Genomic DNA, 11,402 nt, shown 5'->3' with positions numbered 1-11,402 from the left:
CAGCGAACACCTCGACTCTGGCGTAACACAGGTTCACCTCACCGCGGGCGGGAACTAGCTCTTACTCGAACGAAGTAAAATCTAGCCCATTCCACCGGCATCCGATGACAGTGCGCAGATCACAGTCCCAAGTAGGCCTTCAGCTCGTACGGCGTGACATGCGAGCGGTATTCCTCCCACTCCCGACGCTTGTTGCGCAGGAAGAAGTCGAAGACATGCTCGCCGAGGGCTTCGGCGACGAGCTCGGAGCCTTCCATGGCGTTCAGAGCCTGATCGAGGTTGCCTGGAAGTTCCTTGTACCCCATGGCGCGACGTTCGGCCGATGTCAACGCCCACACGTCCTCTTCCGCCTCTGGTGGCAACGTGTAGCCCTTTTCGATGCCACGTAGACCGGCAGCGAGCAGGACTGCGAAGGCAAGGTAGGGGTTGCAGGCGGAGTCGGGGCTGCGGATCTCGACGCGACGCGAGGACGCCTTGTTCGGGGTGTACATCGGAACCCGAATGAGGGCCGAGCGGTTGGACGGTCCCCAAGACGCTGCCGTCGGTGCTTCTCCACCGCGGATCAACCGCTTGTAAGAGTTGACCCACTGGTTTGTGACGGCGCTGATCTCGTTGGCATGTTCGAGGATTCCGGCGATGAACGACTTGCCGGTCTCCGAGAGCTGCATCGGGTCGTCGGGATTGTGGAATGCGTTGGTGTCGCCCTCGAACAGGCTCATGTGCGTGTGCATCGCCGAGCCGGCCTGATCACTGAACGGCTTGGGCATGAACGTCGCGCGGACGCCCTCGGCGATGGCAACTTCCTTGACCAGGTATCGGAAGGTCATGATGTTGTCGGCCATCGACAGTGCGTCGGCGTAGCGGAGGTCGATTTCCTGCTGACCGGGCGCAGCCTCGTGATGGCTGAACTCGACCGAGATACCCATCGACTCGAGCGCATCGATGGCGTGACGGCGAAAGTTCGGCGCGGAGTCGTGCACGGCCTGATCGAAATACCCACCGTTGTCGGCGGGAGTGGGCGGCGATCCATCCTCTGGCGAGTCCTTGAGCAGGAAGAACTCGATCTCCGGATGCACGTAGCAGCTGAACCCGAGGTCTGCGGCCTTGCTCAATTGGCGACGCAGCACGTGGCGCGAATCAGCCCAGGACGGCGAGCCGTCGGGCATCGCGATGTCGCAGAACATCCGTGCCGAGTGCTGATGTCCCTTGCTGCTCGACCAGGGCAGGATCTGAAAAGTCGACGGATCGGGCTTGGCCACGGTATCCGCTTCGGAGACGCGAGCGAATCCCTCGATAGCGCTTCCGTCGAAGCCGATGCCTTCGTCGAAGGCACCTTCGAGTTCCGCCGGGGCGATGGCGACCGATTTCAGATAGCCAAGAACATCGGTGAACCATAGGCGGACGAAGCGGATGTCGCGCTCCTCCAGGGTCCGAAGCACGAATTCCTTTTGGCGATCCATATCCGCGAGAGTAAGCAAACCGCGTTAAATCTGTGTTACATCGTGATCTCGGTCTCACGTCGGACGCTTCTCAGCGGCCACAGCGGCGACGTGAAGCTGGTCTCAGCACACTAGATCGTTGCCGGTGGGAACCAGATCGACGAGATAATCGATCAACGGATCGTCGACGCATTCCTCGCCGGAGAAGGCGACCGTATGTTGAGTCCCTTCGTAGGTGACCAGGTCCGCGCCGAGCTGGCGGGCAAGATCGACCCCTGCCTGGTACGGCGTGGCCGGGTCGAAAGTCGTGGACACGACCACGAGCTTCGGTAGCCCCGCCGCCGAGATCGTGTGCGGACTTCCGGTATTCGGCACCGGCCAGAATGCGCACAGGTCGAGAGGAGCGTTTCCGGTCCCGCGGCCGTCGTCGAGGAACGGGGCGGCCTGTCGATACCGCGTGTCGGCCTCGTCGGCCTCGGCTCGGTCGACGACCGGCGGATCATCGACGCACCGAATTGCATTGAAGGCGTCGTCGAGATTCGAGTACGACCCGTCCTCGAGCCGTCCGCTGTAGCTGTCGGCCAATCGGAGGAGCGTGTCACCGCGGCCGTCCCGGAGTTCGCTCAGGCCTGCTCGAAGAAGCCGCCACAGGCTTTCGGAGTACAGCGCCTGCTGGGTCCCCGTCAGCGCGTCGTCGTAGCTCAGGCCACGCGGGTCCGTCGTCTCGGCGGGACGCTCGACGAGCGGGTCGACGAGGGCACGGAACTGCCGATTCGCGTCGGCGACGTCGGTGCCGAGCGGGCAGGACGTCGATTGTGCACAGTCAGCGGCGAAACCGTCGAATGCGCCCTGGAACGCCGCCCCCTGCTCGACAGCTTCGTCGACGGGACTCTGCTCTGGATCGAGTGCACCGTCGAGCACCATCGCCCGCACGTTGTCGGGGAACGCCTCGGCATACGCGGTGCCGATCCGGGTGCCGTACGAGTAGCCGACGTAGGTGAGTTTCGCGTCCCCCAGCACCGACCTGATCACGTCCATGTCCTGGACCACCTCGCGTGTTCCCACGTGCTCGAGAAGATCCTTGCCGCTCCGCGTTGCACATTTGGAGGCGTAGTCCTGATGCTCCGCTTCCGATTTCGCAATACCCGCCGGCGAAACGTCGACATCCGGCTCGCGTCGCTCCTCTTCGATCTCTTGCGTAGTCAGGCACCGCACGGCCGGAGTCGATGCACCGATTCCGCGAGGGTCGAAACCGATTCGATCGAAGCGTTCGGATAACTCCGACCCGTCCGCCTGCGTGGACATGTACAGCCCTGACGCCCCCGGACCACCTGGGTTGAACAGGATCGAGCCGATCTTGTCCCCACTCGCCTGCGTCCGCGAAATGGCGATCTCGGCCTTCTCTCCCGACGGCTCCTCGTAGTCCAGTGGCACTGTGACCTTCGCGCATTCCATATCGCTACGAAAACCCGTTCCGTCGGTGTCGTAGGAATCGCAGGGCCCCCACTCGAGCGACTGGGTGTAGAACTCGGCGAGGCCGTCGGGGACGATTCCGGCCCCGGGCTCGAAGGATTCGTCGGACGATGAAAGCCCCTCTGCTTCCGGGGTGCCCTCGGTTGTCGAGCCCTGCGCACATCCCGCCGCGGCCATCAATCCCGCCGCACCCAGGGCTACCATCCGGACCAGCGGAGTGCGACTAGTTCTCATTCCCACGATGGTGCCAGAACTTCGCGTGTGCGCTGCTCACGTAGGACAGCGACGAACCGCGCGCTTACCTGCACGACCCGTGGCCCGAGCCTTACGGTGTGACGGATTGCACTGCCGACTGCCCTTCGGTCGAGTAGGCGCAGGTGGCAGACTGGGGGCGTCATCAACCCCATCCCGGGGACCCGAAATCGGGCCTCGAGGAACCGAAAGGGACAAAGATGTCCGACAACACGATTTACGGTGGATCCGACGCATCCGCATCCGGTCTCACTCGCAAGACCCGCACACACCATCTTCTGCAAATGAAGGCCGAGGGTGAGCGCTGGGCAATGCTCACCGCTTACGACTACTCCAGCGCTCGCATCTTCGAGGAGGCGGGCATTCCGGTTCTGCTGGTCGGTGACTCCGCAGCCAACGTCGTCTACGGCTACGACACCACCGTTCCCATCACCATCGACGAACTCCTCCCCCTCGTTCGCGGGGTCGTGCGTGGAGCCCCCAACGCACTCGTCGTCGCAGATCTCCCCTTCGGCAGCTACGAGTCCTCCGCGCAACAGGCACTGGCCACAGCCACCAGATTCATGAAGGAAGGACTCGCCAACGCCGTCAAGCTCGAAGGCGGAGAGCGCGTCGCAGATCAGATCGCTGCCATCACTGCCGCGGGTATCCCGGTCATGGCACACATCGGATTCACCCCGCAAAGCGTGAACGGCCTCGGCGGATTCCGGGTTCAAGGCCGCGGCGATGCCGCAGACACATTGGTCGCCGACGCCATCGCCGTCCAAGAGGCAGGTGCGTTCTCCGTCGTCATGGAGATGGTTCCGGCCGACATCGCCGGTCAGGTGTCCCGCAAGTTGACCATCCCCACAGTCGGAATCGGCGCGGGTAACGAGTGTGACGCACAAGTTCTCGTGTGGCAGGACATGGCCGGTTACACCAATGGAAAGACGGCGAAGTTCGTCAAGAAGTTCGGCCATGTCGGAGACGAACTCCGATCTGCGGCCTCGTCGTATCTGTCCGAGGTGCGCTCCGGTGTCTTCCCGGGACCCGAACACAGCTACTGAGTCACCTCCGGTGGCGTGAGCTGATTATTGGAGCCGATCGAGATGGCACACTCGTTGCCATGAACTCAGCTACAAAGGCCCAGTCCAGGTTTCGTCGAGTGACCCGAGTCGTCGTTTCTGTCGCGGGCGCGGTAGCAGTTTTCGCTGCTACCGGCGCTTGCGGCACGGATTCGACGACCACCGGTTCGTCGTCGACCCCGACCGCAACGGACACACCCACCACGGCCACCTCCCCCTCTGGGGCAGCCGGAATCACCGAGCAGCAGAGCCAGCAGCTGTGCAGCGATCTCGATGCGCAGCTGCAGGAATGGAGAATTCAAGGCCCGACAATCGGACGTGGCGGTCTCAATATCGTCGTCCAGACCTGGGCGGCGCAGAGCGGCACCATCAATCTTCAGGTTGTGCAGAACCGCTCGATCGTCGACGAGGTGACCATCGCTACATGCCCGGATACCCGTGCAGAAGCTATGCGGTCGCTCGAGATTCCTGATCTCGCCTCCGGTCTCGTCGGGTTCTGACGCGTGACGTCGACATCACTGCGAGAGCTGTATCCGCCAATCGAACCGTTCGACGGCGGCCTCCTCGACGTAGGCGACGCCCAGCACATCTACTGGGAGGTCAGCGGTAACCCAGCGGGGAAGCCAGTTGTGTTCGTTCATGGTGGGCCGGGCGGCGGAACTGGTCCGATGCAGCGCCGTTATTTCGACCCCACTGTGTATCGCATCGTCCTGTTCGATCAGCGGGGGTGCGGGCGTTCCCAGCCGCACATCGCCGACGGCGGAGATCTGGCGGTGAACACGACCGATCGACTCGTCGCCGACATGGAAAAGTTGCGAACGCATCTCGTCATCGAACGATGGCTCGTGTTCGGTGGTTCCTGGGGTTCGACTCTCTCGCTCGTGTACGCACAAACGCATACCGAACGCGTCAGCGGTGTGATCCTCCGAGGAATCTTTCTTCTTCGACGCAGTGAGATCGACTGGTACTACAACGGCGGTGCGGGACATATCTTTCCGGAGCAGTGGGACAAGTTCCTCGCTCCGATCCCGAAGAACGAACGCGACGGGGACCTGGTCGAGGCCTACCACCGCCTGCTGACTTCCGACGATCGTGATATCGCGACCTCGGCCGCGGTCGCCTGGTCGGAGTGGGAAGCCTCCACCAGCTATCTCATTCCTCGGCCGGATCAGATTGCGCAGAACCAGGATTCACGATTCGCACTCGCGTTTGCGGGAATCGAAAATCACTACTTCCGCAACGCGGGGTTCCTTCGGGACAACCAAGTGCTCGACGACGCGCACAAGCTGGAAGGCATCGACGGAATCATCGTCCAGGGACGGTACGACGTCGTGTGCCCCGCGACAAGCGCGTGGGAACTCCACAAGGCCTGGCCCGGTGCCGAACTCGTGATGGTCGACGACGCCGGCCACTCGGCCGCCGAGCCTGGCATAGTCCACCATCTGATCGAGGCCACCGATCAGTTCGCGTCACTGCCCGATTCGTAGGCGAAGCCGATTCGACGGGAGTCGGTGTCGGCGACGGTGAGCCGCACCGTCACCTTCTCTCCTTCGGGTGGATTACCTGCGCATCTGCTGATGACGATCGGGTCGTGAACGAAGACTTCGGCCTCGCGCTTATCTTCGGCCCCGCGAAGCACCAACGCACCGAACCGTTCACCGACGCGGCCTGCGAGAATGGCCGCTTCGGCGAGATCGATACACGCCCGATCCACCTTGGACGCAACGGAATCGGACTTCCGCATGGTCGCCGGAAGTTCAGGGAGCGCGCTTGCGGCCCACTCCGGTACCTCCGTTCCCGCAACAACCGCCAAACACACCTCGGTGGAGAACCTGTCCGACAGTCGACGAAGCGGTGCCGTGACGTGCGCGTACGGCGCTGCGATGCCGGAGTGCTCGGTGTGTTTCGGCGCCGCGCCGTCGAACGCCGCGTAGTCGGCGCCGCGAAGCAGCCCTGTCGCCTGCGTCATCATTGCCAACGTTTCGGGCGCATCGGCCGGGAGAGCAGCGAGCACTGCGCCGGCCGATACGCCGTCCGGCCAATCGATTCCGAGCATCGAGGCGGTAGAATGCAACGTTGCCAACGCCGTGTCGGTTGCAGGCGGAAGTGTGCGCAGCAAGCCGATGTCGGCGCCGAGCATGATCCGCGCGGCACACATCCCGGTCAACAAGGACACTTCGGCGTTCCAGCCGTCTACCGAGGTTCTGGCCTGAAGATGGATTCGCCACGAGTCGCCGTCGGGAACCACTTCCTGTTCGGGCAGCGTGATGTCGACCGCACCCCGCCGAATCGAGGATTCCGCTCGCAGCCGCCCGAACTCGTCCAGACATGCAATCGACGGATGCGGACTCCCGGCATCGAATCCGGACTGCACGCCGGCGTAGTCCAGTCGCGCAATCGACCGGACCGATGCTCTGGTCACCGTCCACGAGGTCGGCTCACCGAATTCGTCCAGCTCGATTCTCCACAGCGCTGCCGGCCGAGTCTCGTTCGGCAACAAGCTCGCCGAACCCTCCGAAAGGACCCGTGGATGAAGCGGAACCGAACCGTCCGGGAGATAGAACGTCTGTCCACGTTCACGCGTCTGAACATCCAGCGCTCCGCCGGGAACGACAAGTGCTCCGACATCGGCGATCGCATAGTGAAGCACGAAACCCGTCGGCAATGTCTCGATATGTACAGCCTGATCGAGATCCATCGACCCGGGCGGGTCGATGGTCACCAGCGGGATGTCCGTGCGATCGACGCGGTCACCGACGAAACGATCCCTAGCCGACCGAGCCTCCGCGAGAGCGCCTACGGAAAACTCGTCGTGGAGGCGAAACTCGGATCTGATCGCACGAAAATCGAACGCCGGTGCCGTCAGCCGGGTCAGAAACACCGGTCAGTTCTTCCAGTCGTCGTCAGCCTTGTCCGCAGCCTTGTTTCGCTCGGCCGCGATCGTCAAAGCGCGCTCGGCGGTCTGGCGGTCCGGGTAGGGCCCCATCCGGTCCAGTGCACCGGATTCCTTGCCCTGAGCCACGGTCTTGGTGCGGATGTCGTAGAACCAGGCGTCATCGTCATTACTCATGTTCACAGTCTGCCCGAAGAAGCCGGCTCAGCCTAAGACTCCGGCACCTCGAAAATCCGGGTCATTCCGCAGGCTCCACTCCCGACGAGTGCGAACGAGTCGGTATATAAGCCGGATCCTGTGATCCTTACCCTCGCCGAGGCGAGGAAAGGACCGACGACCATCCATCTGGGCACACCGTCGCCGGGTACCTCGAGCAGTCCACCCGCAGGCTCGGGCGAGCAGCCCTCGAGCACCTGCGCAGCCGAACCTTCGCTAGAAGGTACGGCCTTCGACCTTGCTCCGGGCGGGGTTTACCTAGCCACCCCAGTCACCTGGGGTGCTGGTGCGCTCTTACCGCACCGTTTCACCCTGACCCGTGTCGAAATCTCCCGAAGGAGATGTGTTCGACGCGGGCGGTCTATTTTCTGTGGCACTTTCCCGCGAGTCACCTCGGGTTGCCGTTAGCAACCGCCCTGCTCTGTGGAGTCCGGACTTTCCTCGGCCTGGAGCTTGGCAGAATCGCTCTGCCAGTCCTCCGAGCCGCAGCCGTCCAACCGACTCGTTCGCGAGATGAACTCTACTGTGTCCTCGCTCCGAACTACAGTTTCACTCATGAAGCACGTCGTCCTTCTGCGTGGAATCAACGTAGGTGGCATCAACATCAAGATGGTCGAACTGCGCGCAGCCTTGACCTCCGCGGGATTCGACGACGTTCGAACAATCCTCGCGACTGGCAACGTTGTGCTCGAAAGCACGCTCACTGCGCCCGAAGTGAAGAAGTCCGTCGAGAAGGTTCTGTCGGCGACCTTCGGATACGAGGCGTGGGTGATCGTCCTGGACGAGCCGTCATTGAAGTCGATCGTCGAGAGCTACCCGTTCGACGCCGAACGTGACGGTTGGCATCCTTACGTCATCTTCGGCAACGATGCCGACCCTCTGCGCGAAGTCGCAGGTATAGCAGACACTCTCGACCCCGAGCTGGAATCACTCGCCCCGGGCCACCGCGTCGTGTACTGGGAAGTGGTGCGGGGCCACACCACGGACAGTCGCGTCGGGAAGTTCATGGCCAAGGCAAAGTACAAGCCGACCACCACTACTCGTAATCTGCGGACGCTCGTCAAGATGCTGGCGTGAGCGTGGTCGCTGCGGCACTGGTTGCCGCAGTGCTGATCTTCGCGATCTTCGCACCACGTTCCCTACCGGAGATCACGGTCGCGATCCCTGCCGCCGTTCTGACGCTCCTGCTGGGACTGGTGACCGTGGACGACGCACGCGAGCAGATTCTCGAGCTACTGCCGACGGTCGTATTCCTGGCTTTCATTCTCGTACTGGCTCATCTGGCGGACGCACTGGGATTGTTCGCCTGGGTCGCATCGGTCATGGCGCGATCCTCGAAGGGAAGCCCACACCGACTCCTCCTGTCGGTCTTCCTCGCTGCTGCAGTCACCACGGCAGTATTGAGCCTCGACGCGACGGTGGTACTTCTGACACCTGCGGTCATCGGTGCGGCACGGGCGCTGCGGATGCCTGCTCGTCCGCACAGTTATGCCACTGCGCACCTGTCCAATTCGGCGTCGACACTTCTGCCGGTGTCCGCCGATCGGCACGATCGTCGTCCTGGGGATCACTCTCGTGGGTTTCGGCGTGTCCGGATTTTTCGGTGTCGAACCGTTCTGGGTAGCGGCAGCCGGATCGCTCGTCCTCGCTGTACCGGCATTACGCGATGGGTTCACCGTTCCCCGTCGAATCCTGCGGGCAGCGGATCTGAAGTTCTGCGGATTCGTGCTGTTGCTGGGCATCGTCGTCGAAGGCGTCACTTCGGGCCCCATCGGCCGATGGCTCGGCGACATCCTCCCGACCGACACCACGTTCTTCGGCCTGCTCTCGGCGGCCGCTATCGCTGCCGTCGCGGCCAACGTAGTCAACAACCTGCCCGCGACGCTGATGTTGTTGGCGGCGTTCGGCCCATCGGCGTCGCCCGGTCTACTGCTCGCCATGATCATCGGGGTGAATCTCGGACCCAACCTGACCTACGTCGGATCGCTGGCCATCATGTTGTGGCGTCGAGTGGGGGCCGCCAACCACGAGCCCGCAGACCTGCGAACCTTCACCACGCTCGGCCTCATCACGACTCCGCTGACCATTCTCGGTTCGACGGCCGCGCTCTGGCTGGTGCTAGGTGTGTAAGTAGGACGTCTCATTGACCAGTCGTACCGATGCCCCGCCGTCCGGGTAGAACTCCGCGATGCTCAGGGAGGCCAGATCGAGGTGCAGCCGGTAGAGGATCGACGGACCGACATCGAGCGCCAGTTGCAGCAACAACTTGATCGGTGTCACGTGTGTGACCACAACTACGGTGGATCCCGCATGCGCGGAAATCAGTTTCTCCCGTGCTGACTGCACCCTGTCGCGAACGACGTCGAAACTCTCGCCGCCCGGCGGTGCCACCGATGTATCCCCGAGCCACTTCCGATGCACATCCGGATGATTCTCGCCCGCCTCCTTGAAGGTCAGGCCCTCCCAAGCGCCGAAATCCGTCTCGGTCAGCTCATCCAGAGTCGAGACGGGAAGCCCCATCTTGGCGGCGAGGGCGCCTGCCGTCTGTTGCGCTCTGGCCAGCGGCGAGGCGACGATCGCGGCAATGTCGTCACGCTGCGCAAGATACGCCGCGGCGGCCGTTGCCTGCCGCGCACCCAGTTCGGTGAGAACCGGGTTTCCGCGCCCGGAGTATCGGCGTTCGACGGACAACGGTGTCTGACCGTGACGCAGCAGCAGCAAACGCGTCGGTGCACCGACGGCACCGGTCCATCCCGGTCCAGCCGACTTGTCGGCAGTCGGAGCAGCCGACTTCTCGGCCACCGGCGCTGTCGGCCTGTCGGCCACGTGCACGGCAGGCTCGCGATTCTTACCCGCGGCAGCGTCCATCGCCTCGTTCGCAAGACGATCCGCATGGGAGTTCTCGGCACGTGGAATCCATTGATACGACACTCGATCGAAGCCGTGGACCAGAGCAGCCGCCTCGCGATTGAGCGGAATCATGTCCGGATGCTTGACCTTCCACCGACCCGCCATTTGCTCGACGACGAGCTTCGAGTCCATCCGTACGTCGACCTCACGGGCGCCGACGTCAGCGGCTGCAGTCAGACCGGCGATGAGGCCGCGATACTCGGCCACATTGTTGGTCGCGATGCCGAGCGCAAGGCGACGTTCGGCCAGAACCTCGGAGCGATCCGGGGACAACACGACCGCACCGTATCCAGCTGGTCCCGGATTTCCCCGAGAGCCACCGTCAGCTTCCACGATCACTCGGGTGTGGGCTGCGGAACTGTGTGCTGCGGAACTCAAATTCCGGACTCTTTCGTCCGCACGAGAATGGCGTTGCACTCCGAGCATCGGACGAGTTTGTCGGCCGGCGCGGCGGCGATTCGCGAGATCTCCCCGCGGTCCAGCTCGATTCGGCACGCGCCGCAACGGCGAGCCTGAAGTAGAGCGGCACCGCGGCCGGACAGCGCGCGTTGCTTCTCGTAGATCGCCATCAGATCTTCGGGGAGGCCTGACGCGAGTTCGGTTCGGCGGGCAGTCGCGCGTTGCTCGGCGGCGTCGATGTCCGCTACTGCATCATCGCGGCGCCGACCCGAATCGATGAGTTCGTCCTCGATCTGCGTCACCTGCGCGCCGGCATGGTTGTAGTCGGTCTGGGACGCCTCACGACGTTCCATGACCTCGAGAAGCTCTTCTTCCAACAGGCCCTGACGGCGTTCGAGGCTGGCGAGCTCGTGCTGCAATTCCGACATTTGCTTGGGTGCGATCGTTCCGCTGTCGAGCATCTTTCGGTCACGGTCTTCGCGCTGACGGACAGCGTCGACTTCGTTTTCGAGTTTCTTGATATCGCGGTCGAGATCGTCCATCGACATCTGCACTGCGACGGCAGCGTCTCGACGTGAGACTCGCTCGGCCTCGAGCTTCTCGAACTCGGTCTGCTCCGGAAGCGTTCTACGCCGATGAGCGATCTGCGACAGTTCGGTATCCACTGAGGCCAGTTCGAGAAGTGAGGCCTGCACTCGGGGGTCGACATTCACGCGTGATGACTCCTGCGACTATGGAAGTTGATTCAGGTGAACC

The 11,402-nt window shown here is 63.0% G+C and carries 10 protein-coding genes, 1 other RNA gene and 1 pseudogene; 5 read left to right on the top strand and 7 right to left on the bottom strand.

Annotated features, from left to right (window positions below; translation table 11 throughout):
* Positions 1-119: 119 nt before the first annotated feature.
* The gene (gene glnA, locus ABIB36_RS14285; RefSeq protein ID WP_084346669.1) at positions 120-1,460 is read right to left on the bottom strand and encodes a type I glutamate--ammonia ligase; all 1,341 of its coding nucleotides are present in this window, start codon (positions 1,458-1,460) and stop codon (positions 120-122) included.
* Positions 1,461-1,562: 102 nt separating this feature from the next.
* On the bottom strand, positions 1,563-3,146 hold the full coding sequence (locus ABIB36_RS14280) for an alpha/beta hydrolase (RefSeq protein WP_354562011.1): 1,584 nt from the start codon (positions 3,144-3,146) through the stop codon (positions 1,563-1,565).
* A gap of 218 nt (positions 3,147-3,364) precedes the next feature.
* Here ABIB36_RS14280 and panB point away from each other — a divergent pair, with 218 nt between their 5' ends.
* Genes panB through pip form a run of 3 tightly spaced genes read left to right on the top strand, consistent with a single transcriptional unit; the run spans position 3,365 to position 5,715 of the window.
* Positions 3,365-4,210 carry a 3-methyl-2-oxobutanoate hydroxymethyltransferase gene (gene panB / locus ABIB36_RS14275; RefSeq protein WP_084346671.1) on the top strand — a complete coding sequence of 282 codons (846 nt, stop codon included), beginning with the start codon at positions 3,365-3,367 and terminating at the stop codon, positions 4,208-4,210.
* A 59-nt stretch (positions 4,211-4,269) separates the two neighbouring features.
* Positions 4,270-4,728, top strand: a complete 459-nt coding sequence (locus ABIB36_RS14270; protein WP_354562008.1) for a hypothetical protein — start codon at positions 4,270-4,272, stop codon at positions 4,726-4,728.
* A gap of 3 nt (positions 4,729-4,731) precedes the next feature.
* A complete protein-coding gene (gene pip / locus ABIB36_RS14265) occupies positions 4,732-5,715 on the top strand; it encodes a prolyl aminopeptidase (RefSeq protein ID WP_256895584.1) in 984 nt (327 codons plus the stop codon).
* Here pip and ABIB36_RS14260 read toward each other — a convergent pair.
* The 3 genes from ABIB36_RS14260 to rnpB form a co-directional block, all read right to left on the bottom strand.
* Positions 5,688-7,103 (bottom strand): RNB domain-containing ribonuclease, encoded by a 1,416-nt coding sequence (locus tag ABIB36_RS14260; RefSeq protein ID WP_084346787.1) that lies wholly within the window; start codon positions 7,101-7,103, stop codon positions 5,688-5,690. The genes pip and ABIB36_RS14260 overlap by 28 nt on opposite strands.
* Positions 7,104-7,112: 9 nt before the next feature.
* A complete protein-coding gene (locus ABIB36_RS14255; RefSeq protein ID WP_084346673.1) occupies positions 7,113-7,298 on the bottom strand; it encodes a hypothetical protein in 186 nt (61 codons plus the stop codon).
* Between the two features lie 91 nt (positions 7,299-7,389).
* Positions 7,390-7,842: RNase P RNA component class A (gene rnpB, locus ABIB36_RS14250), an RNA gene on the bottom strand.
* 50 nt (positions 7,843-7,892) lie between these two features.
* Between rnpB and ABIB36_RS14245 the strand changes: the two genes are divergently transcribed.
* Together ABIB36_RS14245 and ABIB36_RS14240 are read left to right on the top strand one after the other, a co-directional pair.
* Positions 7,893-8,414, top strand: a complete 522-nt coding sequence (locus ABIB36_RS14245; RefSeq protein ID WP_084346788.1) for a DUF1697 domain-containing protein — start codon at positions 7,893-7,895, stop codon at positions 8,412-8,414.
* Positions 8,411-9,467 (top strand): annotated as a pseudogene (locus ABIB36_RS14240) (ArsB/NhaD family transporter). Before ABIB36_RS14245 ends, ABIB36_RS14240 begins: the two are co-directional and overlap by 4 nt.
* Here the strand turns inward: ABIB36_RS14240 and ABIB36_RS14235 are convergent.
* Both ABIB36_RS14235 and ABIB36_RS14230 read right to left on the bottom strand, forming a co-directional pair.
* The gene (locus ABIB36_RS14235) at positions 9,456-10,625 is read right to left on the bottom strand and encodes a bifunctional RNase H/acid phosphatase (RefSeq protein WP_354562004.1); all 1,170 of its coding nucleotides are present in this window, start codon (positions 10,623-10,625) and stop codon (positions 9,456-9,458) included. The pseudogene ABIB36_RS14240 and the gene ABIB36_RS14235 overlap by 12 nt on opposite strands.
* Positions 10,622-11,359: a zinc ribbon domain-containing protein gene (locus ABIB36_RS14230; RefSeq protein WP_179142269.1), complete on the bottom strand. Its 738-nt coding sequence runs from the start codon at positions 11,357-11,359 to the stop codon at positions 10,622-10,624. The genes ABIB36_RS14235 and ABIB36_RS14230 overlap by 4 nt, the downstream gene beginning before the upstream one ends.
* Positions 11,360-11,402: the final 43 nt, after the last annotated feature.

Origin of the sequence: Rhodococcus sp. UYP9 (assembly GCF_040547235.1) — a bacterium.
Taxonomy (GTDB): domain Bacteria; phylum Actinomycetota; class Actinomycetes; order Mycobacteriales; family Mycobacteriaceae; genus Rhodococcoides.
Note: the sequence above shows the minus strand (reverse complement) of the source record. Positions and strands in the feature narration are given on the sequence as shown.

Coding starts and splice junctions, on each gene's coding strand:
- glnA (WP_084346669.1), bottom strand. CDS start 1,460: ATGGATCGCCAAAAGGAATTCGTGCTTCGGACCCTGGAGGAGCGCGAC.
- ABIB36_RS14280 (WP_354562011.1), bottom strand. CDS start 3,146: ATGAGAACTAGTCGCACTCCGCTGGTCCGGATGGTAGCCCTGGGTGCG.
- panB (WP_084346671.1), top strand. CDS start 3,365: ATGTCCGACAACACGATTTACGGTGGATCCGACGCATCCGCATCCGGT.
- ABIB36_RS14270 (WP_354562008.1), top strand. CDS start 4,270: ATGAACTCAGCTACAAAGGCCCAGTCCAGGTTTCGTCGAGTGACCCGA.
- ABIB36_RS14255 (WP_084346673.1), bottom strand. CDS start 7,298: ATGAGTAATGACGATGACGCCTGGTTCTACGACATCCGCACCAAGACC.
- ABIB36_RS14245 (WP_084346788.1), top strand. CDS start 7,893: ATGAAGCACGTCGTCCTTCTGCGTGGAATCAACGTAGGTGGCATCAAC.